A 21,475-nucleotide genomic window follows, 5' to 3' on the forward strand; every position below is an offset into this window, starting at 1 on the left:
TTCTCTTTCTTTCTTGGAACCTTTCTCTGGTACAAGTCCTCCCTCATACGGTTCCTCCACACCCCCCCCCCCACCACGACGTGTCGTCCCCCGGCGGTGTTTCCGCCGGGCCGCCCCGTGTCGTGTGTCAGGCCTGTGGGAAGTCGCCCGCGAGCGCCGAGGCGAGGCGCAGGTGCGGTGCCGCCTCGGCGTGCCGCCCCTGCCGCTCCAGTGTGCGGCCCAGCATCAGCCGGGCGTAGTGCTCCACCGGATCGCGCTCGACGATGACGCGCAACTCGGCCTCGGCGCGCCGCAGTTGAGCCGAGTGATAGTAGGCGCGCGCCAGCAGCAGCCGGGGGCCGGTCTGCTCCGGCACCTCCTCGACCAGCCCGGCCAGGACGCGTGCCGCGGCGGCGTAGTCCTTGGCGTCGAAGAACTGCCGCCCGCGCTCCCAGCGCTCGGCCGGCGTTCCGTGGGCGTAGTACGCGGCGTCGTGCGCCACCTCGTAGGTGATGTCCACTGGTGACCTCCTTCGAGGCGCACAACCGGACCCGGTGGTTGCGTATTCCACTACCTCCGGGAGGTCAGCGCGGCGAGTTCCGCGTCGGCCCGCTCGGTGATCAGCGTGAGGACGCGCCCGCCGGCTTCCAGGTCCGCTGCGGGGATGCCGGCGTAGATCCGGGCGGAGACCGCGCCCACCTCGGCGCCGACCGTGGCGATCCGCTCACGCCCGGCCTCCGTGGCCCGGAGCAGCGGGCCCTCGGCCGACAGCAGCCCCCGCTCGAGGAGCTCGCCGATCGTCGTGCGCACGTCGGCGGGGTCGGACTTGAGTGCCCCGACGACCTCGGCGACGAGGGCGTCCGAAGTCAGCGGACCGTCCGCGGTGACCGCCGCCCGCAGGGTGACCTGCTGCGCGAAGGTGGCGCCGTGGCGGGCGAGGACGTGCTCCAGGACGGCGCGTCCGGCGTAGTGCGCGAGTCCGATGGTGCGACCGTCGACGACGGGTGCGGTGGTGGTCATGTCTCCCCCTGGGGTTGGTCGATGACGTCGAGAGGTGCGTCGAGCAGGGCCGTCAGTTCGCTCGTGAAGCCGCGTGTCCGCGGGCTGTCCGGACCGCCCAGCGGCTCCAGCAGCTGTTCCAGCAGCCCGTGCACCACCGTGACGGCGCGCCGGGTGACGTCCCGGCCCTGTTCGGTCAGGGCCAGCTGGACGGCGCGCGGGTCGCGCGGATCCCGGGTGCGCTCGATCAGCCCGGCGGACTCCAGCGCCCGAGCGAGCTTCGACACGTACAGCGGCTCGAGCCCGGTGTGGTCGGCGAGACGCCTCTGACTGGGCCGCTCGCCGCCGCGCTGCATGCCGTGCAGCGAGGCCACCAGGGCGTACTGGGCGTGGGTGAGTCCGAGCGGTGCCACCGCCCGGTCGACCGCCACGCGCCACTTCGTCGACAGGCGCCACACCAGATATCCGGGCGTCGCCCCTTCGGAACCCTTGCTCATGGCAATAGCGTACATGGCTACTATGTCCATGGCTACTATTTCCCGGCGCCCGCCCGGGGAAGTGCTCCGCCGGGAGGGCCTACGGCCCGGGAGAGCCTCCGGCGGAGGGGGCCTCCGGCCGAGGAGGGTGGCGCCCGGGCGGAGGCTCCCGAGATGCCTACCGCACCCGGCCGCGGGGCTTGAGCGGTGTCGCCGGCAGCTCGGGGGCCGGCAGCGGGGCGCCGTCGTAGCCGTCCACCCGGCCGAAGCGGGTGCCGGTCGTCCAGTCGGCGCGGGCCTGTTCGATCTCCGCCTGGCTGCGCCCGACGAAGTTCCACCACATGACGAGCTCCTCCTCGAAGGGCTCGCCGCCGAGCAGCATCAGGCCCGCGTCGGACTCGGCGCGCAGCGGGAGTTCGGTGCGGCCGCAGCCCAGGTAGAGCATCGAGCCCGGCCGTACGGACACCCCGTCGACGTGCACCTCGCCGGACATCGACAGCACGCCGTACTCGAAGTCGGGGACGAGGGGCAGCCGGACGTCGGCGCCCCGGGCCAGCGCGAGATCGGCGCCCACGATCGGGGTGTACGCCGTCCCGGGGGAGACCGCGCCGTCGAGGCCGCCGAGGATCACGGTCGCCGTGAGACCGGGGGCCGTGACCGTGGGCAGCACGGGGTGGTGTTCGAAGCGGGGCTCGGTGTGCCGGTGGGCGTCGGGCAGCGCGACCCAGAGCTGGGCACCGTGCAGCACAGGGGCGTGCGGGCGGGGGCTCTCCTCGGAGTGGCTGATCGCGCGCCCCGACGTCATGAGCCCCAGCTCGCGGGGGCGGATCGTGCGGAGGCTGCCGGTGGAGTCGCGGTGCAGCACCTCGCCCTCGTGCAGCCAGCTGACGGTCTGCAGTCCCATGTGCGGGTGCGGTGGCACCTGCATGCCCGGCTCGTCGGCGATGTCGTCGGGGCCGTAGTGGTCGACGAACGCCCACGCGCCGATCATGCGGCGGCCGAGGTTGGGCAGCAGCCGGCGCACCCCGGTCGACTCCCCGAGCCTCACGTGCCGGGGGCTCAGCAGCTCGCGGACGGGCTCGGCGACGACGAATCCGCGGCCGCCGCACACGGTGGGTACGGGGGCGCGGTCAAGGTTGCTCATGCCGGACAACCTAGGCGCTGTCGTCACCTCCCCGCCATTTCAGTCGGACAGGGCGGCGGCCAGTTCCGTGCTGGCCCGGACGATGTCCGTGTCGGGCTCGTCGAGCAGGTGGCGCAGGACGCCGCGCTGGGCGCGGACGGCGCGGCGGGCCGCCCGCTCCCATTCGACGTGGTTGTCGGGATGGCGCAGCAGTTTGGGGTAGGCGACGGCCGTCGTCTCCCATTGCCGGGCGTCGGCGATGCTCCGCAGCAGACGGAGGATCTCGACGCGGCAGGTGACCTGCGGCAGCCGGACGAGCTCCCACAGGAACGGCACCGTGGCCGCGGTCGCCTGGTCGACGACGAAGCCGTACTGGCAGATGCGTCGGCGCAGCTGGCCCAGCGCGCAGCCCGCCGTGTCGGCGTCGCCGCGGGCGACGGTGGTGAGCAGCGAGGGGATGGCCGCGGCGGATCCGGTGGAGTCCTTGTACTCGGGCCACGGCACGTGCCCCAGGCCCTTCAGTGGTGCGGGTCTCTTCGTGGCAGTCATGTCAGAGGGGGGGACGGGTCGGCAGCATGGCCCAGACGGTCTTGCCCACGGGGGAGCGGCGGGTCCAGCCCCAGTGCTCCGAGAGGGCCTCGACGATGTGCAGCCCGCGCCCGTGCTCCAGCAGGGAGTCCCCGCCGCGCGGGTGGACGGGCAGTTCGTCGCTGGGATCGGTGACGGCGCACACCAGGTGGGAGCGGCGCAGGGAGAGCCTGAGCCGCACTTCGACATCGTCGGGGGGGAGGGCCGGCAGGGCGTGCAGGACGGCGTTGGCGGCGAGTTCGGTGACGACGGTGAGCGCGTCGTCGGTGCAGTGGTCCAGGGACCAGCCGTCGAGCGTGCGGTGGGTGAAGTCCCGTGCCTGCGCGAAGCCCTCCCGGCTGCCCGTGAGGTGCAGCACGGCCGTTCTGGACGAGTCGCGGACGGACTCGTGGTTCCGGGACTGCGCAGGTGATGACACGGCATCTCCCTGAGACGACGTCAGATCGGGTCCGGCGAAATGCGGTTGACGGCAGGGTTATTATCCACGCTGACGAGGTCCTCGTGCAATTTCACGGGAAATTGCGCGCCGGAGCGAGGAGAGAGCAGTGTCGTCAGTGCCGAACGGAGTGCGGGCGAGTGAGCTGGACGTCCGCTGGATCAAGAGCAGTCACAGTGACGCCTGGGGCAACTGCGTCGAGGTGGCCGTCCTGGACGGGGGAGGCGTGGCGATGCGCAACTCCCGCGACCCGGAAGGGCCGGCCCTGGTCTACACGCCGGCCGAGATGGCCGCGTTCGTCGCCGGGGCGAAGGGTGGGGAGTTCGACCACCTGCTGTAAGGCTCCGGAATGCGGGACCGGGGGCACTGCCGCCGCGAGCCGTTGCCGCCGTGCCCTGGACGGCAGCGCGGGGCCCATGGTCCCTGGCCGTGTCCCGAATTCCGTGCGGCCGGAGGCCTTCGGGTGCGATAATGCGGTCTGTCGTCTGCCGGTCCACGGGGAGTCAGGATGCCTTCCGAGTCACCTCGCGTCTCCCGCCTCGTACCGTATCTGCACCGGGCCGAGCCCGCCCCGACCTTGCTGAAAATGCTCGTCGGCGTGCAGCTGGCGGGTATCCGGGAGGACGCGGGGCTGTCCCAGGACCAGGCGGCGCGCGCCGTCGGCTTCAGTCCGGCGAAGCTGTCACGCATCGAGGCGGGCAAGGGGCGCCGTCCGCCCACGGAGACGGACGTCCGTGCCCTGCTCGACCTATACCGCACCGAGGAGTACGAGGCGTCGGTGCTGCTGCAGTTGCTGCGCCGGGCCGGTGAGCCGGGATGGTGGCAGCGGTACGACAAGCGGCTGATGCCCGAGTGGTTCGACCGTCTGGTCGGACTCCAGGAGGCGGCCACGGCGATCCGTACCTTCGAGCTCCAGTACGTGCCGGGCCTGTTGCAGACGCCCGCCTACACGCGGGCCGTCGTGGAGCGCGGGATGCCGACGGCGTCGGTCCGGGAGGTGGAGCGCCGGGTGGAGCTGCGCACCCGGCGCACCGAACTGCTGCGGCGCCCCGACGCCCCGCGGGTGTGGGCGGTCGTCGACGAGTCGGTGCTGCTGCGGGTGCTGGGCGGCCGCGAGGTGATGCGGGAGCAGCTCGCCCATCTCGTGGAGATGGCCCGGCTGCCCCATGTCACCGTGCAGGTCGTGCCGTTGGACGTGACGCACGCCTCCGCGCCGTCGATCCCGGTGACCTACCTGCGCTTCGGCGGCTCCGACCTGCCCGACGTCGTCTACCTCGAACAGATCAGGAGCGCGACCTTCCTGGAGGACCGGGACGAGACGGAGGAGTACCGGGTCACGCTCGACCGGCTGGCCGACGAGGCGCTCGACCCGCGTGCCTCGCTGACCCTGCTGCGGGAGACGATGGAGCGGCGCTACCCCGAGGGGTGAGCGCCGCCCGCCGTCGCCGGCCGGTCAGCCCAGTCGGCCGACTCCGCCGAACTCGATCCACTCCTGCGTGAGCTGACGCGGTGCCACCTCGGTGTCGGGGCGCCAGGTGGAGACCTCGACCAGACCCGGGTCGAGGATGTCCAGGCCCTCGAACCACTCGGCGACGTCCTTCTCCTCGCGCACCCGGCCCCAGTGCCCTTGGGTGGCCCGGTCCATGAAGTCCGTGACGAAGGCGCGCACCTTCGGGTCGTCGCTGACCAGCTGACACATCACCAGGTAGCTGCCGGGCGCGAGGCGTTCGCGGACGCGGCGGACGACCGCCTGCGGGCCGTCGGTCCCGCTGTCCGGGATGCAGTGGAACACCGAGTTGAACAGCACGGCCACCGGCTGCGAGAAGTCGATCAGGCGCTCGGTGTCGGGGTGGGTGAAGACGGCCTCGGTCTCGCGCATGTCGGCGTGGATCACGGTGGTGCGCTCGTCCTGCTCCAGCAGGGCGCGGCCGTGGACGAGGACCATCGGGTCGTTGTCGACGTAGACGACGTGCGCGGTCGGGTCGATGCGCTGGGCGACCTGGTGGACGTTGTCCTGAGTGGGCAGGCCGGAGCCGTGGTCCAGGAACTGCCGGATCCCGTACTCCTGCGTGAGGGTCCGCACGACCCGTTGCAGGAAACGCCGGTTGTTGAGGGCGAGGGCGCGGGTGCTGGGGACGACCTTGTCGAGCTCCTCGCACGCCGCGCGGTCCGCCGCGTAGTTGTCCTTGCCGCCCAGGTAGTGGTCGTACATGCGCGCGGCCGTGGGGACCGTGGCATCGATCGACGTGGACAGCTGCTTGCCAGGCTGCATCTGACTCCCCCAGCTCCGGGCCGTGCCGTGGGCCGGCGCGGTCGACAACCCATCCTAGGGAAGCGGCAATTGGCCGTGCCACCCCTTGATCGACGGTTCCCCTGAAGGCGGGCGGGCGAGGCCTCCGGCAGGGCCTGTCTGGACTGGCTGTCCAAAGCCTGGACGTGTGGTCTAATGGGCGGGTCGGGAACCGGCGGTGACACGGGAGGGCGGATGGCGGCACAGGACACCCGGGAGGCGGAGCGGGACGCGATCCTGCGGGCGCTCGGGCCCGTCGTCGACGGGATCGCGGCGACGTTCGGACCGGTCTGCGAGGTCGTGCTGCACGACTACCGCAGACCGGAGCGGTCCGTGGTCGCGGTCGCCGGGTCGGTGACCGGGCGGACCGTCGGCGGGGCGATGAGCGAGATCGGCATGCGGGTCCTCGCCCGCGGCGACGATGCGGCCGACGAGCTGAACTACGTCACCCGCAGCAGCGCCGGAGGGCTGGTGAAGTCGTCCACCATGGTCCTGCGCGACTCCACCGGCTCGGTGTTCGGCGCCCTGTGCGTCAACGTGGACGTCACCGAGGTCGACCGGGTGCGCGGGCTGCTCGCCGCGCTCGCCGGCACCGGGGCGGCCGGCGCGGAACCCCCGGTGACCACCTTCGGCGACGACATCGACTCCGTCGTCGACGCCCTCCTCGACACCCGTCTTCAGCGGACAACCTGGTCCGCGCTCGACCGCGCCCGCCGCCTGGACCTCTTCCGCGGCCTCGACGAACGCGGTGTGTTCGCCGTGCGCCGCGCCGTCGAACACGTCGCCGCCCGCCTCGGCATCTCCCGGGCCTCCGCCTACAGTTACCTGTCCCAGGCGCGGGCGGCCCGCCCCACCGGCACGACCGACACCCGTGAGGGAGCACACCCGTGACCACCCCGCCCCCGCCGATCACCCCGGACGACGTCCGCGACGCGGCCGCCCGCCTCGAGGGCGTCGCCCACCGCACCCCCGTGCTGCACTCCCGCACCCTCGACGCCCTCGCGGGCGCCGAAGTCCTGCTGAAGTGCGAGAACTTCCAGCGCGTCGGCGCCTTCAAGTTCCGCGGCGCCTACAACGCGGCCTCCCGGCTCACCCCGGAACAGCTCGCCCGGGGCGTCGCCGCCTACTCCTCGGGCAACCACGCCCAGGCCGTCGCCCTGGCCGCCCGGGAACTCGGCACGACCGCGGTGATCGTCATGCCCGACGACGCCCCGCGCTCCAAGCGGGAGGCCACCGAGGCCTACGGCGCCGAGATCGTCACCTACGACCGCTACGCCGGCGACCGGGTGGCCGTCGCCGAGGCCCTCGCCGCCGAACGCGGGCTGGCCCTGATCCCGCCGTACGAGCACCCCCACGTCATGGCCGGGCAGGGCACCGCCGCCCTCGAGCTCCTCCAGGAGATCGGGGAACCGGGCGCGCTGGTCGCGCCGGTCGGCGGCGGCGGACTGATCGCCGGCAGCGCCACCGTCGCCAAGGGGATGTACGCGGGCATCCGGATCCTCGGCGTCGAGCCGGAGGCCGGGGACGACACCAAGCGGTCGCTGGAGGCGGGCCGGCGCGTCAGCATCCCGGTACCGCGCACCATCGCCGACGGGCAGGCCCTGCACACGCCCGGGGAGCTGACCTTCTCGGTGAACCGCCGGCTCGTCGACGCCGTCGCCCTGGTCTCCGACGACGAGATCCGCGAGGCCATGCGGTTCGCCTTCGAACGGCTGAAGATCGTCGTCGAGCCCAGCGGTGCCACCCCGCTGGCCGCGCTGCTCTTCGGCCGTCTCGGCCCGCTGCCCCGCCGGGTCGGCGTGATCGTCTCCGGTGGCAACGTCGACACCGGCCGCTTCGCCGAGCTGTGCGGGGGCGGTGCCCGAGGCGCCGGCTCCCCCGAATGAGGGGCCGGCTCCCCGAATGGCGGCCCCCGGCGGACCGGCGGACGATGGAGAGGCGGGGCGCGGCCCCCACCGGTGACGTCCAGGGCCGCCGGGGAGACCGGCCCAGGCCGTGGTGTGACGCGGCCGGAAGGAGGAGCGCCATGCTGGAAGTGAAGACGCTCGACAAGCCGGACGAGCGGCGTGATTTCCCCCGCGGTCACCTCGAGGCCGTCCACATGACGGGACTCGACTTCGCCGTGGCGACGTTCGAGCCCGGCTGGCGCTGGACGGAGTCGGTGGCGCCGATTGCGGGAACCGACAGCTGCCAGATCCACCACAACGGCTATGTCGTCAGCGGCCGCCTGCACGTCACCATGGACGAGGGCGGAGAGACCGAGGTGGGCCCCGGCGACGTCTTCGTCGTCTCGCCCGGACACGACGCCTGGGTCGTGGGTGACGAACAGTGCGTCGTGTACGACTTCGCCGGGTCGATGGCCAAGGAGTACGCGAAGGCCACGGGGGAGTAGGGGCGCGGGCTCAGACCGGAAGCAACCGACCGACCAGTGCGCCGAGCTGACGGGCGTTGCGGCACTCGTGCATCGCCACCAGCCCGGCGTACTCCGGCGCGGCCGAGTCGCCGGTGCCCCACAGCGCGCGCGGCTCCGGGTTCAGCCAGTGGACACGGCGGGCCTGTCCGGCGATCCGGCGCACGGCCGCCAGGCCGGGGTCGCTCATGTTGGTGCGGGCGTCGCCGAGCACGAACACCGTGGTGCGCGGACCCACCGCGCCGCCGTAGCGTTCCGCGAACTCGCCGAGGGCCATGCCGTAGTCGCTGCTGCCGTGCCAGCCGGTCAGGGTCGCCTCGGCGCGGATGCGGGCGCCGAGACCCTCCGGGTCGGCCGCGCCGTGCCGCAGGAGGCCGGTCACCTCGTCGATCCGGTTGACGAACGCGAAGACCCGCACCCTGGCGAACTGGTCGTGCAGCGCCTGCACCAGCAGCATGGTGAAGTCGGAGAAGCCGGACACCGAGCCCGACACGTCGCACAGCAGCACCAGTTCGGGGCGGGCCGGACGCCGCCGGCGCAGCACCGGCCGCATCGGCACCCCGCCCGTCGACAGCGAACCCCGCAGGGTGCGCCGCAGGTCGATCGTGCCCCGGGAGGCCCGGCGCCGACGCGCGGCCAGCCGGGTGGCCAGCTTCCGCGCCAACGGGCCCACAGTGCGCCGCAGTTCGGCCAGCCGGTCCCTGCCCGCGTACAGGAAGTCGACCCGGTCGGCGGTCGGCGCCACCGCCCGGCGGGCGATCTCGTCCCGCCCGCGCCGCTCCGCCACCCTGCGCCGCGCCTCCGCCGCCACCAGGGTCCGGAAGGCCTCGAGGCGCCGCCGGATCTCGTCCTCCAGCAGCCGGTCGGTGAACCCGGCGGCCCCGCCGCGCGCCCGGACGTCGTCGCGCACGCGGGCCAGCAGCGTCTGCGGACGCAGCCGTTCCAGCGTCTGGTACGACGACCAGCCGTCCGCCCCCGGTGAACTCCCGTACCCGCCCAGGCCGTCGACCGCCTCCACCGCCAACCGACCCAGCAGCGCCTCGTCGCCGTCCGCGAGCGCCGCGGCCAGCCGGTCGCGCAGGTCGTCGCGGTCACCGGACGCCGTCTCGGGCGCGCCCACGCCACGGGGGAAGTAGAGATCGAAGACCGTGTCGAACAGCCGCCGTTGCCCGGACGTGTGCAACAGCGTCGCCGCCAGCCCCTCGCGCAGCAGCACCCGGTCCGCGAATCCCAGCGCCGCCGCGGCCTCGGCCGCGTCCACCGTCTCGCCCGTCCCCACGCGCAGCCCGTGCGCGCGCAGCGCGGCGACGAACCCCGTCAGCCGCGCCGTCACGTCCGCCGGGGCGGTCATACCGCGTCCAGGTCCAGCTTCGCGGCGGCCTTCAGCACATCGTCCTGGTGCTTGAGGATCACACCCAGCGTGTCGCGCACCAGCGTCTCGTCGAGGGTGGCGGCGCCCAGGGCGAGCAGGGTGCGCGCCCAGTCGAGCGTCTCGGCGACGGAGGGCACCTTCCGCAGGTCCATCGCCCGCAGCGCGCCCACCACGCGCACCACCGACCCGGCCAGCGCCGCGTCGATGCCGGGCACCTTCAGCCGGACGATCCGCCGCTCCAACTCCTCGTCGGGGAAGCCGAGGTGCAGGAACAGACAGCGCCGGCGCAGCGCCTCCGACAGCTCACGGCTCGCGTTGGAGGTGAGCACGACGAACGGGCGGCGGCTCGCGGTGATCGTGCCCAGCTCCGGCACGGTCACCTGGAAGTCGCTGAGCACCTCGAGGAGCAGGCCCTCCACCTCGACGTCGGCCTTGTCGGTCTCGTCGATCAGCAGCACCGTCGGCTCGTCACCGCGGATCGCGGTCAGCAGCGGGCGGGGGAGCAGGAACTCCTCGCTGAAGATGTCCGTCCGCGTCTCGTCCCACGACTCGTCGCGGGCGGCGCTGATGCGCAGCAACTGCTTGGCGTGGTTCCACTCGTACAGCGCCCGGGACTCGTCGACGCCCTCGTAGCACTGGAGCCGCACCAGCCGGGCGCCGGCCACCTCGGCTACGGCCTTGGCGAGTTCCGTCTTGCCGACGCCCGCCGGGCCCTCGACCAGGAGCGGCTTGCCGAGCCGGTCGGCGAGGAAGACGGTGGTGGCGACGGCGGGGGAGGCCAGATAGCCGGTGCCGGCCAGACGGGCGGAGACATCGTCGACGGACGTGAACAACGGGGCCTCCGGCGGTGAGGTGCGGGCAGGGCGGGGACCGCGAGCCGGGTCGTGCGCACCGGTCGAGCACCCCGAAAGTATCTAAGCGCTTGTTCAGGAGATTTGTCACGGGGTCGGCGTGTCAGTGCGGCCCTGTACGTTGCGATCATGGGCGTTTACCTGGTGAGCATCGACAGGCGCGAATGGTTCGGCGAGGACGAGGGCGGACACGCGCAGACCGCCTCGGCCCTCGACGCGGAGCTGATCCGGCGCGGCCTGCCCCCGTACGACTCCGTGTCCGGCCCGGACCGCGGCTGGTTCGAGGAGAAGATGAGCCCCTCCATGACGGGCTTCGACGCCCTGTGCCGGGAGTGGCTGACCGAGGCCGAGCGGGAGACCCTCCTCGGCTGGACCGTCCTCGTGCCGCTCTTCCTCGAGGAGCGGATCGAACTTCCCGTCGGCTCCGCCTACACCGACGAGACGGTGGTCGCCGGCGCCCCGCAGGTCCTCGCCCTCGCCGAGCGGCTGGCCCACATCCTTCGCCTGCCCCTCGACGCGATACCGGCGACGGGCGACAACCTCGAGCTGACCGTGTGGTTCCTCGAGGGCGAGGCGGCACGGACCGCCGCCGTCCGCCCCGGCCCCTGGGGCGAGGACCTGGACACCGCCTTCTACGTGACGCTGTACCTGCGCGCCGCCCAGTACTCCCTGCGGTACGGCTGCCCCGTCACCTACTGCTGAAGGGCGGCCGCCCGGGGGCGCGCACCCGGGGTGCGGTCGCGCACGACGGGTACCCGGCCGGCGAGAGGTGGTGACGGGCACCACCCGCACCGGGAGGAGGACATCCGTGACACAGCACGTACGGGACATCATGACCGCCGAACCCGTGACGGTGGAACCGCACACCTCGGTGACGGCCGTGGCCCGGCTCATGCGGGACGAGGACATCGGAGCGGTCCTGGTCACGGAGGACGACCGGCTGCGCGGCCTGGTCAGCGACCGCGACCTCGTGGTGCGCGCCCTGGCGGAGGGCGAGGACCCGCAGCGAACGACGGTGGCCGCCGTCTGCAGCGACGACCTGGTCACGCTGGGCCCGGACGAGGATCTGGACCATGCCGTGCAGGTGATGCGCGAGCACGCGGTGCGCCGCGTCCCGGTCGTCGAGGAGGGCCGGCCGGTCGGCATCGTCTCCCTCGCCGACCTGGCCGTCGAACGCGATCCGGAGTCGGCGCTCGGCGACATCAGCGCCGCCGAACCCAACCGGTAGACCGGCGGGGGTCCCGGAGCCGGCCGTGTGACCGGCGCGGTCCCGGGAACCCGGCCCCCATGGACGAACAGGCCGAGATCCACGGGTCGTACTGGCTGGACACCGCACCTCCGGGCCCTCCGGCGCCCCCGCCGGAGGGCCCGCTCGACGTCGACGTCGCCGTGGTCGGCGCGGGCATCGCGGGGCTCAGCACGGCCTGGGAACTGGCCCGGCGCGGCCGGTCGGTGGCGGTCCTGGAGGCCGGCCGCCTCGCCGCGGGCGTCACCGGCCACACCACGGCCAAGGTGAGCGCCCAGCACACCCTCGTCTATGACCGCCTCCGGCGCACCCGCGGCGCCGAGGGGGCGCGGCTGTACGCCCGCTCCCAGGCGGAGGCCGTCCGGCACGCCCGGCAGGTCGTCGAGGAACTGGGCGTCGACTGCGACTGGGAGGACACCTCCTCCTACACCTACGTCGAGGACCCGGCGCGAACCGACGCGCTGAAGGCCGAGGCGGAGGCGGCGCGCGAAGCCGGACTGCCCGCCGAGTACGTGACGGAGACGGACCTGCCCTTCCCCGTCGCCGGCGCGGTCCGGGTCACCGGCCAAGCGCAGTTCCACCCCCGTCGGTACCTGCTGGCCCTCGCCGACGACATCCGGCGCCTGGGCGGCACCCTGCACGAGAACAGCCGCGTCACCGCGCTGAGCGAGGGCGCCCCCTGCGAGCTGACCGTCGACTCCGAGACGCCCGGCACCTCCCGGACCACGGTCACCGCCCGCGCCGTCGTCGTCGCCACCCACTACCCCGTCTTCGACCGGGCCCTGCTGTTCACCCGGCTCTCCCCCCGCCGCGAACTGGTCCTGGCGGCGCCCGTCGACACCGCGAGAGCCCCGCAGGGCATGTACATCACGCAGGAACTCCGCACCCGCTCGGTGCGCACGGCGCCCATGGACGACGGCCGACGGCTGCTCGTCGTGACGGGCGAGCACTTCACGCCCGGCACGGGAGGGAACGTCGAGGAGCGCTTCGGGCGGCTCGCCGACTGGGCCACCGACCGCTTCGGCGCGCTGCGGTTCACCCACCGGTGGGCCACCCAGGACAACGACTCCACCGACTCCGTGCCCCTCGTCGGGCCGCTCCACCCGGGCAGCCGCACCGTCTACGTGGCCACCGGGTTCGGCGGCTGGGGCATGAGCGGCGGCATCATGGCGGGCCGACTGCTCAGCGACCTGATCACCGGCCGCGCCTGCCCGTGGAGCGACCTGTACGACCCCCGCCGCATCGCGTCCGTCGTCCGCGAGGGCGCGGCCTTCCTCAAGCACCAGGCCGACGTGGCCCGGCACTTCGTCGGCGACCGGCTGCCGACGGCGACCGGGCCGTCGGTGGACGCCATCGCCCCCGGTGACGGCGCGGTCGTCCGCGTCGGCGGGGAGCGCTGCGCCGTCCACCGCGACGAGGCCGGACAGTTGCACGCCCTCTCCGCGCGATGCACGCACCTGGGCTGCCTGGTCTCCTTCAACCGCGCCGAACGCGCCTGGGAGTGCCCCTGCCACGGCTCGAGGTTCGACACCGAGGGGCGGGTCGTGCAGGGGCCCGCCCAGCAGCCCCTGGAGCGGCGCGACCTCTGAAAGGTCCACTGTGCCCGCCTGGGCCGCGTGGTGCGGCGCCTTGCGATCGCACGGACCGGACGCCGCGAGCTGATCGGCCACCCCTTCTGTTCGGAGCTCACGGTGCAAGGACCCCTGAGCGCCGCTCAGCCGAGCAGGATCACCTCCAGGGTGCGCGGGCCGTGCACGCCCTCCACCCGGTCCAGTTCGATGTCGCTGGTCGCCGACGGTCCGGAGATCCACGTCAGCGGACGGGCCGGGTCCAGCCGTTCGAGGGCCTGCGGCACGGAGGAGACGACCTGGTCGGGAACGCGGACGACGCAGATGTGGTGGTCGGGCACCAGCGTGACGCGGCGGCGGCCCTGGTCGGGGCCGCCGTCCAGGACGATCGTCCCGGTCTCCGCGACGGCCACGGCGCACCCGGTGACGACGCTGTCCACCCGGTCCAGTTCGTGCGGGGTGTTCTCGGCCCGGTCGGGCACCCGCGCGAGACGGGTCGCCGCCAGCCAGCCCTCGTCCAGTCCGGACGGCACCAGCACGCTCGCCGCCTCCCGCCGGGTCAGCAACGTGGCGATGAGGGACGGCAGGTCCTCCTCGGCGCACCGGTGCACCAGCGCCCGGTAGTCCGCGAGGTTCTCCGCGAGCAGGTCCACCGTCTGCGCGGGAGTGCGGTCGCCGTGCTCACGGAGGTAGTCACGGGGGACGGCCGCCTCGTAGGGGGTGTCCTCGCGGGGGACGTCGGCGAGTGCGCGCCGCACCCGGCCCAGGATCCGTTCCCTGCTGTTCACCTGGGCTCGTCCTTTCCTCCGTCGGTGCGCTGCCACCAGTCGCGGAACGGCTCCGCGGGCACGGCCGGCAGATCGCGGCTCGCGCTCCACGCCCGGCCGGGCCCCGGCAGCGTACGGGGATGCAGGCGGCGCGTGCGGGAGGCGAGCCGCTGGCCGGTGCGCAGCGCGCCGGGCCGGCCGAACGCCCAGCGGGCCGCGCGCATGGCCGCGCGTTCGGCGGCGTGCCCCTTGGCCGGCTTGAGGACGACCCGGTTGCCGTCGCGCGTCACCGGCCCGCCCTCCACGACCCGTTCGCGCAGGTGCACCAGAACCTCCGGGATGTCGATCGCGACCGGGCACACCTCGTAGCAGGCGCCGCACAGGGACGAGGCGTACGGCAGGGAGGCGTCGATGTCGCTCTGTGTGCCGCGCAGCTGGGGGCTGAGGATCGCGCCGATGGGGCCCGGGTAGACCGAGCCGTAGGCGTGACCGCCGGCGCGCTCGTAGACCGGGCAGACGTTCAGGCAGGCCGAGCAGCGGATGCAGCGCAGGGCCTGGCGGCCGACCTCGTCGGCCAGGGTGTCGGTGCGGCCGTTGTCGAGCAGGACCAGGTGGAAGGTGCTCGGGCCGTCCCCGTCCGTCGTGCCCGTCCAGGTCGACGTGTAGGGGTTCATGCGCTCGGCCGTGGAGGAGCGGGGCAGGGTCTGGAGGAAGACCTCCAGGTCCCGCCAGGTCGGCACGATCTTCTCGATGCCGACCACCGAGATCAGCGTCTCGGGCAGGGTCAGACACATCCGGCCGTTGCCCTCGGACTCGACGACCACGAGGGTTCCCGTCTCGGCGACCATGAAGTTGGCGCCCGAGATGCCGACCTTGGCCCGCAGGAACTTCTCCCGCAGGTGCACACGGGCGGCCTCGGCGAGTGCGGCGGGCGTGTCGGTGAGGCCCTCCGGGGCGGGGCGTCCCCACGCGCTCATCTCGCGCGCGAAGATGTCCCGGATCTCGCCGCGGTTGCGGTGGATCGCGGGGACGAGGATGTGCGAGGGTCGGTCCTCGCCCAACTGCACGATCAGCTCGGCGAGATCCGTCTCGTAGGCGCGGATGCCCTCCGCCTCCAACGCCTCGTTGAGCCCGATCTCCTGTGTGGCCATCGACTTGACCTTCACGACCTCCGGCTCACCGGTCATCCTGACCAGGTGGGCCACGATCTCGTTGGCCTCTTCGGCGTCGGCCGCCCAGTGGACGACCCCGCCGGCCGCCGTCACCGACTCCTCCAACTGCACGAGGTAGCGGTCGAGGTGACGCAGCGTGTGGTCCTTGATCCGCCGGCCGGCCTCCCTCAGCTGCGCCCAGTCCGACACCTCCGCTACGGCCTTGGCCCGCTTGGCGCGGATCGTGTGCGTGGCATGGCGCAGATTGCCCCGCAGGGTCTCATCGGCGACGGCTTCCCGCGCGGCCTCGGGGAACGACGGCATCCCCACGAACGTCCCGCTCATACGGCCGGCTCCTCCTTCGTGCTCGCCAGGATCTCCGCGAGGTGCACCGGCCGCATTCCGACCCGGAGCCGGGTCATCGTCCCGCCGATGTGCATCAGGCACGAGTTGTCGGCCGCGCACAGCACCTCGGCGTCGGTCGCCGCGGCGTTGCGCACCTTGTCGGCGCCCATGGCCGCCGAGACGTCGGCGTTCTTCAGCGCGAACGTGCCGCCGAAACCGCAGCACTCGTCGGCGCCGGGCAGCTCCACCAGCTCCAGCCCCTCGACGGCCCGCAGCAACCGCAGCGGACGGTCGCCGAGCCCGAGTCCGCGCAGCCCGTGGCAGGTCGGATGGTAGGTGACCCGGTGCGGGTAGTAGGCGCCGACGTCCGTCACGCCCAGCACGTCGACCAGGAACTCGCTCAGCTCGTACGTCTTCGGCACGACCGGCGCCAGCGTCGCGGCGAGGCCGCCCCCGCGCCCCTCGGCCCGCGCCCGCTCACCCATCCGCGGATACAGCTCCCGCACCATCGCCCCGCACGACCCGGAGGGTGTGACGATCGCCTCGTACTCCCCGAAGACATCGGAGAAGTGCCGGGCGAGCGGTTCGGCCTCGTGCCGGTATCCGGTGTTGTAGTGGGCCTGCCCGCAGCAGGTCTGGCCCATCGGGAAGTCGACGTCGACACCCAGCCTGTTCAGGAGTTTCACGACGGCGCGGCCGGTGTCCGGATAGAGCGTGTCGTTGACACAGGTCAGGAACAGTGCGACACGCATCGCGGCTCCTCGGGGTTGGTCATCGGATGAGTCGGGGGTACCGCTCACGGGCGTTCAGCGTAGTGGGGGAGGAGGGGCCGGGTGCAGGGGCCGGCTCAGCGCGCGGCGAGCCGGGCCTGTGCCGCGCGCCACGGGCCGGTGCCGCCCCGCGGCTCGTAACGCGTCAGCGGCTGGGTGCGGGCGAGCAGCCGGCGCATCGCGGCGCGGTCACCGATCAGCCCGTGCGCCCGGGCCTGCACGAGGACGTTGCCGAGGGCGGCCGCCTCCGTCGGGCCGGCCACCACGGGCAGCCCGCAGGCGTCGGCGGTGAGCTGGCACAGCAGGGCGTTGCGGGTGCCGCCGCCGACGACGTGGACCACGTCGACGGGGTGACCGGCGAGCCGCTGGGCATCCTCGATCGCCCGGCGGTGGGCCAGGGCGAGGGAGTCGAGGATGCACCGCGTGATCTCGCCGGGCGACTCGGGCACCGGCTGCCCCGACGCCCGGCACGCCTCGGCGATCCGCTCGGGCATCCGGCCGGGCGCGAGGAACGCGGCGTCGCCCGCGTCCACCACCGAGCGCAGCGCCGGCACGGCCGCCGCCTCGCGCAGCAGTCCCCCCAGGTCCGGGTCGCCCCAGGCGCGCACGCACTCCTGGAGCAGCCACAGGCCCATGATGTTGCGCAGGTAGCGGACCGTGCCGTCCAGCCCCAGCTCGTTGGTGAAGTTGGCGGCGCGGCTCTCCTCGGTGAGCACGGGCGCGTCCAGTTCCAGGCCGGCCAGCGACCAGGTGCCGGTACAGATGTAGGCGAACCGCTCGCCCGTCGCCGGGACGGCGGCCACCGCGGAGGCCGTGTCGTGCGAGCCGACCGCCGTCACTGGCACCGGACCGGTCAGGCCCGTCTCCTCCAGCACCCGCTCCCGCAGCACACCCGCCGGGTCCCCCGGCCGCCGCAGCGGCGGGAACAGGCTGAGGTCGATGCCGAGCCGGGCCGCCAGACCGTACGCCCAGTCGCGCGTCGAGGGGTCGACGAGCTGGGTGGTGGAGGCGTTGGTGAGCTCGGTGCCCTGCTCGCCGGTGAGCCAGTACGTCAGCAGGTCCGGGACGAGCAGCAGGCGCCGCGCCTGGGCGAACTGGGCGGAGGCGGCGGCCGCCGTCAGCTGGTAGAGCGTGTTGAACGGCGCGTACTGGATGCCCGTCGCCGCGTACAGTTCGGCGGCCGGTACGGTGGCCCGCACCTTCTCCGCGACTCCCTCCGTGCGGGCGTCGCGGTAGTGCACCGGGTTGCCGAGCAGGGCGCCGTCGGCGTCCAGCAGGCCGTAGTCGACGGCCCAGCTGTCGATGCCGACGGAGTCCACCCGGCCGGCGGCCCGCAGCCCGTCCAGCACCCCGGCGTACAGCCCGAGGACGTCCCAGCGCAGCCCCTCGGGGACCCGCACGGGCCGGTTGGGGAAGCGGTGCGCCTCCGTCAGCTCCAGTGAGTCGGGGCTCACCCGGCCGACCATCACCCGCCCGCTGGAGGCGCCGAGGTCGACCGCGGCGTACGAGCGCACGGCCGTCACCGCAGGAAGGCGGCGGCGACGCCGGCGTCGACCGGGACGTGCAGCCCGGTGGTGTGCGTGAGGTCTCCGCCGGTCAGCGCGAACACCGCGTTCGCCACGTGTTCGGGGAGCACCTCGCGCTTGAGGATGGTCCGCTGCGCGTAGAACTCGCCCAGCTTCTCCTCCTCCACCCCGTACACGGCGGCGCGCTGGGCGCCCCAGCCGCCCGCGAAGATCCCGGAGCCGCGCACGACGCCGTCCGGGTTGACGCCGTTGACGCGGATGCCGTGCTCGCCGAGTTCGGCGGCGAGCAGCCGCACCTGGTGCGCCTGGTCGGCCTTGGTCGCCGAGTAGGCGATGTTGTTCGGCCCGGCGAAGACGGCGTTCTTGGACGCGATGTAGACGATGTCCCCGCCCAGCCGCTGCGCGATCATCACCCGGGCCGCCTCACGCGACACGAGGAAGGAACCGCGCGCCATGATGTCGTGCTGGAGGTCCCAGTCCTTCGCGGAGGTCTCCAGCAGCGGCTTGGAGATGGAGATGCCGGCGTTGTTCACCACCAGGTCCACACCGCCGAAGGCCAGCACGGCCGCCCGGAAGGCCGCGGCGATCTGCTCCTCCGACGTCACGTCCACGGTGACGGCGACGGCCCGGTCCGGACCGCCCAGCTCCTCGGCGACGGCGGCGGCGTTCTGCGCGTTCAGGTCCGCGACCACGACACACGCGCCCTCGGCGACCAGCCGCTGTGCGATCGCGCGGCCGATGCCGCTGCCGGCGCCCGTCACCAGCGCCACCCGCGTGGCCAGCGCCTTCGGCGTCGGCATGCGCTGGAGCTTGGCCTCCTCCAGCGCCCAGTACTCGATGCGGAACTTCTCCGACTCCTCGATCGGCGCGTACGTGGAGACCGCCTCGGCGCCCCGCATCACGTTGATCGCGTTGACGTAGAACTCGCCGGCCACCCGCGCGGTCTGCTTGTCCTTGCCGAAGGAGAACATGCCCACGCCCGGGACCAGCACGATCGCCGGGTCGGCGCCGCGCATCGCGGGGGAGTCGGGCTCGGCGTGCCGCCGGTAGTAGGCGGCGTACTCCTCGCGGTACTCGGCGTGCAGCTCGGTCAGCCGCGCGATCGCCTCCTCCAACGGAGCCGTCGGCGGCAGGTCCAGGACGAGCGGCCGCACCTTGGTGCGCAGGAAGTGGTCCGGGCAGGAGGTGCCCAGCGCCGCCAGCCGAGGGTGCTCGGCGCGGGCGACGAAGTCCAGGACCACGTCCGCGTCGGTGAAGTGCCCGACCTGCGGCCGGTCCTGCGAGGCGACGGCCCGCACGTACGGCGCGAGCGCGGCGGCCCGCTCCCTGCGCTCGGCCTCGGGCAGCGCCTCGTACCCCTCGATCACGGGCCCGAAGGGCTCGGCCCTGCCCCGCTCCGCCAGGAAGGCCTCGGCGGTGCGGATGATGTGCAGCGAGTTGCGCTCGCACTCCTCGGCGGTGTCGCCCCAGGCGGTGATGCCGTGCCCGCCGAGCACGCACCCGACGGCCTGCGGGTTGGCGGCCTTCACGGCGGCGATGTCCAGCCCGAGCTGGAAGCCGGGCCGGCGCCACGGCACCCACACCACGCTGTCGCCGAAGCACTCGGCGGTGAGCTTCTCCCCGTCGGCCGCGCAGGCGAGCGCGATGCCCGAATCGGGGTGCAGGTGGTCCACGTGGGCGGCGTCGACGAGTCCGTGCATCGCGGTGTCGATCGAGGGCGCGGCCCCGCCCTTGCCGTGCAGGCAGTAGTCGAACGCGGCGACCATCTCGTCCTCGCGCTCGACACCCGGGTAGACGTCGACGAGCGCCCGCAGCCGGTCCAGCCGCAGCACGGCCAGCCCCGCCTCGGTGAGCGTCCCGAGGTCCCCACCGGACCCCTTCACCCACATCAGCTCGACGTCCCCGCCGGTGACGGGGTCGGATGCGGAGCCCTTGGCGGACGCGTTGCCGCCGGCGTAGTTGGTGTTGCGGGGATCGGCGCCGAGCCGGTGCGAGCGGGCGAGGAGAGCGGCGGCTTCGGGATGGATGTCCATGAACTTCCGGTCCTTACTCAAGGAGTGGGGGAGTGCGGGTACTCAGGGGCGCGGGGAGCAGCGATACCGGCCGGGTACGGCCCGCACCCCGCGGACGACGGATCCCGGCGGACGCTCACGCCCCCCAGCCGGCCTGCTCGCCGCCGACCCGCTCGGCGACGATCCTCTCGGCCCAGCCGGACGCCCGGTAGGCGGCGATGGGGTCGGGGTCCAGCCCCATCTCCTCGCGCACCTCGCGCAGCAGCGGACGCACGTCCGTGTTGTACGCGTCCATCAGCACCGCGTTCGCCTCCAGCACGTCCCCCGAGGCCTGCGCCGCGGCCAGCGCGGACCGGTCGACGAGGAGGGCCTTCGCCGTCGCCTCCTGCACGTTCATCACCGAGCGGATGATCGCCGGGATCTTCGCCTCGATGTTGTGGCACTGGTCGAGCATGAACGCCACCTCGGGGGTGAAACCACCGCCGCGCACGACCTCGTACATGATCCGGAACAGCTGGAACGGGTCCGCCGCCCCCACCATCAGGTCGTCGTCGGCGTAGAACCGCGAGTTGAAGTCGAACCCGCCGAGCTTCCCCTCGCGCAGCAGCGTGGCGACGATGAACTCGATGTTGGTCCCCGGAGCGTGGTGCCCGGTGTCGACGACGACCTGCGCCTTCGGGCCGAGCTTGAGGCAGTGGGCGTACGCCGTGCCCCAGTCCGGGACGTCCGTCGTGTAGAAGGCCGGCTCGAAGAACTTGTACTCCAGCAGCATCCGCTGCCCGTCCCCGAGCCGCTCGTACACCTCGGCCAGCCCCTCGGCGAGCCGGTCCTGCCGGGCACGGATGTCGTCCTGGCCGGGATAGTTCGTCCCGTCGGCGAACCACAGCTTCAGATCGGTGGAGCCCGTCGCGTCCAGGATGTCGACGCACTCCAGAAGGTGGTCGACGGCCTTGCGGCGGATCGCCGCGTCGGGGTGGCAGATGCTGCCCAGCTTGTAGTCGTCGTCCTGGAAGGTGTTGGAGTTGATCGCGCCCAGCCGCACGCCCCGGTCCTCGGCGTGTTTCGCGAGTGCGGCGTAGTCCTCCACCCTGTCCCACGGGATGTGCAGGGCGACGGTCGGTGCCACGCCCGTGAACGCGTGCACCTGCGCCGCGTCGTCGAGCTTCTCCTGCGGCGTGCGCGGCACGCCCTGCTGGGCGAACACCTTGAAGCGGGTCCCCGAGTTCCCGTACGCCCACGACGGCGTCTCGACGGCCTGTGTCTTCAGCGCGGCCTTCACCGCGGCGAGGTCGGTCACTTCGGGCTCCTGTGACATCGGTCCGGTGGCTCCGGCGAGCTCCGGACGAGATTTCGGACGAGGTGTGGGCGAGCTCCTGGAGAGCTCGTCATGAAACGATTCAGAACGGGAAGCTATGAGCCTGCCGGATGAGTGTCAAGCCCTCCGTCCAGGACCGTTCTCCGTGAGCGGTGCGTGACCTACGACTATCGAAAAATTTTCGAGCGCGAGCCATTGACGTGACCTGGCTGCCATGCCTAACGTCCCGGCCATCCAGTTGAAACCTTTCA

Annotated in this window: 23 protein-coding genes; 8 read left to right on the forward strand and 15 right to left on the reverse strand. The window is 73.0% G+C overall.

Going from position 1 to position 21,475, the window contains the following annotated elements; all coding sequences use genetic code 11:
- Nucleotides 1-127: 127 nt before the first annotated feature.
- The 6 genes from ACZ4YY_RS11625 to ACZ4YY_RS11650 form a co-directional block, all read right to left on the reverse strand.
- Entirely contained in the window at nucleotides 128-499 is a 372-nt protein-coding gene (locus ACZ4YY_RS11625) for a tetratricopeptide repeat protein (protein ID WP_468287171.1), read from the reverse strand.
- Nucleotides 500-549: 50 nt separating this feature from the next.
- Nucleotides 550-999: a MarR family transcriptional regulator gene (locus ACZ4YY_RS11630; protein ID WP_468287174.1), complete on the reverse strand. Its 450-nt coding sequence runs from the start codon at nucleotides 997-999 to the stop codon at nucleotides 550-552.
- Nucleotides 996-1,475 (reverse strand): MarR family winged helix-turn-helix transcriptional regulator, encoded by a 480-nt coding sequence (locus tag ACZ4YY_RS11635; RefSeq protein WP_468287177.1) that lies wholly within the window; start codon nucleotides 1,473-1,475, stop codon nucleotides 996-998. Before ACZ4YY_RS11635 ends, ACZ4YY_RS11630 begins: the two co-directional genes overlap by 4 nt.
- A gap of 157 nt (nucleotides 1,476-1,632) precedes the next feature.
- On the reverse strand, nucleotides 1,633-2,598 hold the full coding sequence (locus ACZ4YY_RS11640; RefSeq protein ID WP_468287179.1) for a pirin family protein: 966 nt from the start codon (nucleotides 2,596-2,598) through the stop codon (nucleotides 1,633-1,635).
- A 39-nt stretch (nucleotides 2,599-2,637) separates the two neighbouring features.
- On the reverse strand, nucleotides 2,638-3,126 hold the full coding sequence (locus ACZ4YY_RS11645) for a hypothetical protein (RefSeq protein WP_468287182.1): 489 nt from the start codon (nucleotides 3,124-3,126) through the stop codon (nucleotides 2,638-2,640).
- A 1-nt stretch (nucleotide 3,127) separates the two neighbouring features.
- Nucleotides 3,128-3,583: an ATP-binding protein gene (locus ACZ4YY_RS11650; RefSeq protein ID WP_468287185.1), complete on the reverse strand. Its 456-nt coding sequence runs from the start codon at nucleotides 3,581-3,583 to the stop codon at nucleotides 3,128-3,130.
- A gap of 127 nt (nucleotides 3,584-3,710) precedes the next feature.
- Between ACZ4YY_RS11650 and ACZ4YY_RS11655 the strand changes: the two genes are divergently transcribed.
- Nucleotides 3,711-3,941 (forward strand): DUF397 domain-containing protein, encoded by a 231-nt coding sequence (locus ACZ4YY_RS11655; RefSeq protein WP_468287188.1) that lies wholly within the window; start codon nucleotides 3,711-3,713, stop codon nucleotides 3,939-3,941.
- Between the two features lie 168 nt (nucleotides 3,942-4,109).
- A complete protein-coding gene (locus ACZ4YY_RS11660) occupies nucleotides 4,110-5,030 on the forward strand; it encodes a helix-turn-helix domain-containing protein (protein WP_468287191.1) in 921 nt (306 codons plus the stop codon).
- Nucleotides 5,031-5,054: 24 nt separating this feature from the next.
- Here the strand turns inward: ACZ4YY_RS11660 and ACZ4YY_RS11665 are convergent, their stop codons facing one another.
- Nucleotides 5,055-5,873, reverse strand: coding sequence for an SAM-dependent methyltransferase (locus tag ACZ4YY_RS11665; RefSeq protein ID WP_468287194.1), 819 nt, complete (start codon nucleotides 5,871-5,873; stop codon nucleotides 5,055-5,057).
- Nucleotides 5,874-6,086: 213 nt separating this feature from the next.
- Between ACZ4YY_RS11665 and ACZ4YY_RS11670 the strand changes: the two genes are divergently transcribed.
- The 3 genes from ACZ4YY_RS11670 to ACZ4YY_RS11680 all read left to right on the forward strand — a co-directional run bounded on the left by ACZ4YY_RS11670 (nucleotide 6,087) and on the right by ACZ4YY_RS11680 (nucleotide 8,283).
- The gene (locus tag ACZ4YY_RS11670; protein WP_468287197.1) at nucleotides 6,087-6,782 is read left to right on the forward strand and encodes a helix-turn-helix transcriptional regulator; all 696 of its coding nucleotides are present in this window, start codon (nucleotides 6,087-6,089) and stop codon (nucleotides 6,780-6,782) included.
- Nucleotides 6,779-7,777 (forward strand): pyridoxal-phosphate dependent enzyme, encoded by a 999-nt coding sequence (locus ACZ4YY_RS11675; RefSeq protein WP_468287200.1) that lies wholly within the window; start codon nucleotides 6,779-6,781, stop codon nucleotides 7,775-7,777. The genes ACZ4YY_RS11670 and ACZ4YY_RS11675 overlap by 4 nt, the downstream gene beginning before the upstream one ends.
- Nucleotides 7,778-7,917: 140 nt before the next feature.
- Nucleotides 7,918-8,283, forward strand: a complete 366-nt coding sequence (locus tag ACZ4YY_RS11680) for a cupin domain-containing protein (RefSeq protein WP_468287202.1) — start codon at nucleotides 7,918-7,920, stop codon at nucleotides 8,281-8,283.
- A 10-nt stretch (nucleotides 8,284-8,293) separates the two neighbouring features.
- Here ACZ4YY_RS11680 and ACZ4YY_RS11685 read toward each other — a convergent pair whose 3' ends face one another.
- Both ACZ4YY_RS11685 and ACZ4YY_RS11690 read right to left on the reverse strand, forming a co-directional pair.
- Nucleotides 8,294-9,652 (reverse strand): vWA domain-containing protein, encoded by a 1,359-nt coding sequence (locus ACZ4YY_RS11685; protein WP_468287205.1) that lies wholly within the window; start codon nucleotides 9,650-9,652, stop codon nucleotides 8,294-8,296.
- Nucleotides 9,649-10,506 carry an AAA family ATPase gene (locus ACZ4YY_RS11690; protein ID WP_468287208.1) on the reverse strand — a complete coding sequence of 286 codons (858 nt, stop codon included), beginning with the start codon at nucleotides 10,504-10,506 and terminating at the stop codon, nucleotides 9,649-9,651. The genes ACZ4YY_RS11685 and ACZ4YY_RS11690 overlap by 4 nt, the downstream gene beginning before the upstream one ends.
- 147 nt (nucleotides 10,507-10,653) lie before the next feature.
- On the opposite strand from ACZ4YY_RS11690, the gene ACZ4YY_RS11695 reads away from it, so the two are divergent.
- From ACZ4YY_RS11695 to ACZ4YY_RS11705, 3 genes are all read left to right on the forward strand, one after another.
- On the forward strand, nucleotides 10,654-11,226 hold the full coding sequence (locus ACZ4YY_RS11695; protein WP_468287211.1) for a hypothetical protein: 573 nt from the start codon (nucleotides 10,654-10,656) through the stop codon (nucleotides 11,224-11,226).
- Nucleotides 11,227-11,332: 106 nt separating this feature from the next.
- Nucleotides 11,333-11,752, forward strand: a complete 420-nt coding sequence (locus ACZ4YY_RS11700) for a CBS domain-containing protein (protein ID WP_468287213.1) — start codon at nucleotides 11,333-11,335, stop codon at nucleotides 11,750-11,752.
- A 59-nt stretch (nucleotides 11,753-11,811) separates the two neighbouring features.
- Nucleotides 11,812-13,359 carry an FAD-dependent oxidoreductase gene (locus tag ACZ4YY_RS11705; RefSeq protein ID WP_468287216.1) on the forward strand — a complete coding sequence of 516 codons (1,548 nt, stop codon included), beginning with the start codon at nucleotides 11,812-11,814 and terminating at the stop codon, nucleotides 13,357-13,359.
- Nucleotides 13,360-13,484: 125 nt separating this feature from the next.
- Here ACZ4YY_RS11705 and ACZ4YY_RS11710 read toward each other — a convergent pair whose 3' ends face one another.
- From ACZ4YY_RS11710 to rhaI, 6 genes are all read right to left on the reverse strand, one after another.
- A complete protein-coding gene (locus tag ACZ4YY_RS11710) occupies nucleotides 13,485-14,126 on the reverse strand; it encodes a LutC/YkgG family protein (protein ID WP_468287217.1) in 642 nt (213 codons plus the stop codon).
- The gene (locus ACZ4YY_RS11715; RefSeq protein WP_468287220.1) at nucleotides 14,123-15,601 is read right to left on the reverse strand and encodes a LutB/LldF family L-lactate oxidation iron-sulfur protein; all 1,479 of its coding nucleotides are present in this window, start codon (nucleotides 15,599-15,601) and stop codon (nucleotides 14,123-14,125) included. Before ACZ4YY_RS11715 ends, ACZ4YY_RS11710 begins: the two co-directional genes overlap by 4 nt.
- A complete protein-coding gene (locus ACZ4YY_RS11720) occupies nucleotides 15,598-16,353 on the reverse strand; it encodes a (Fe-S)-binding protein (protein WP_468287223.1) in 756 nt (251 codons plus the stop codon). The genes ACZ4YY_RS11715 and ACZ4YY_RS11720 overlap by 4 nt, the downstream gene beginning before the upstream one ends.
- A 95-nt stretch (nucleotides 16,354-16,448) precedes the next feature.
- Complete coding sequence (locus tag ACZ4YY_RS11725; RefSeq protein ID WP_468287711.1) at nucleotides 16,449-17,885, reverse strand: rhamnulokinase; 1,437 nt, start codon at nucleotides 17,883-17,885, stop codon at nucleotides 16,449-16,451.
- 5 nt (nucleotides 17,886-17,890) lie between these two features.
- Complete coding sequence (locus tag ACZ4YY_RS11730; RefSeq protein WP_468287226.1) at nucleotides 17,891-19,930, reverse strand: bifunctional aldolase/short-chain dehydrogenase; 2,040 nt, start codon at nucleotides 19,928-19,930, stop codon at nucleotides 17,891-17,893.
- A 115-nt stretch (nucleotides 19,931-20,045) separates the two neighbouring features.
- Entirely contained in the window at nucleotides 20,046-21,206 is a 1,161-nt protein-coding gene (gene rhaI, locus ACZ4YY_RS11735; RefSeq protein ID WP_468287229.1) for an L-rhamnose isomerase, read from the reverse strand.
- Between the last annotated feature and the right edge of the window lie 269 nt (nucleotides 21,207-21,475).

The organism is Streptomyces sp. NPDC030143 (assembly GCF_055573695.1).

Coding starts and splice junctions, on each gene's coding strand:
- ACZ4YY_RS11730 (WP_468287226.1), bottom strand. CDS start 19,930: ATGGACATCCATCCCGAAGCCGCCGCTCTCCTCGCCCGCTCGCACCGG.
- ACZ4YY_RS11695 (WP_468287211.1), top strand. CDS start 10,654: ATGGGCGTTTACCTGGTGAGCATCGACAGGCGCGAATGGTTCGGCGAG.
- ACZ4YY_RS11685 (WP_468287205.1), bottom strand. CDS start 9,652: ATGACCGCCCCGGCGGACGTGACGGCGCGGCTGACGGGGTTCGTCGCC.
- ACZ4YY_RS11705 (WP_468287216.1), top strand. CDS start 11,812: ATGGACGAACAGGCCGAGATCCACGGGTCGTACTGGCTGGACACCGCA.
- ACZ4YY_RS11630 (WP_468287174.1), bottom strand. CDS start 999: ATGACCACCACCGCACCCGTCGTCGACGGTCGCACCATCGGACTCGCG.
- ACZ4YY_RS11645 (WP_468287182.1), bottom strand. CDS start 3,126: ATGACTGCCACGAAGAGACCCGCACCACTGAAGGGCCTGGGGCACGTG.
- ACZ4YY_RS11640 (WP_468287179.1), bottom strand. CDS start 2,598: ATGAGCAACCTTGACCGCGCCCCCGTACCCACCGTGTGCGGCGGCCGC.
- ACZ4YY_RS11670 (WP_468287197.1), top strand. CDS start 6,087: ATGGCGGCACAGGACACCCGGGAGGCGGAGCGGGACGCGATCCTGCGG.
- ACZ4YY_RS11635 (WP_468287177.1), bottom strand. CDS start 1,475: ATGAGCAAGGGTTCCGAAGGGGCGACGCCCGGATATCTGGTGTGGCGC.
- ACZ4YY_RS11720 (WP_468287223.1), bottom strand. CDS start 16,353: ATGCGTGTCGCACTGTTCCTGACCTGTGTCAACGACACGCTCTATCCG.
- ACZ4YY_RS11715 (WP_468287220.1), bottom strand. CDS start 15,601: ATGAGCGGGACGTTCGTGGGGATGCCGTCGTTCCCCGAGGCCGCGCGG.
- ACZ4YY_RS11680 (WP_468287202.1), top strand. CDS start 7,918: ATGCTGGAAGTGAAGACGCTCGACAAGCCGGACGAGCGGCGTGATTTC.
- ACZ4YY_RS11665 (WP_468287194.1), bottom strand. CDS start 5,873: ATGCAGCCTGGCAAGCAGCTGTCCACGTCGATCGATGCCACGGTCCCC.
- ACZ4YY_RS11660 (WP_468287191.1), top strand. CDS start 4,110: ATGCCTTCCGAGTCACCTCGCGTCTCCCGCCTCGTACCGTATCTGCAC.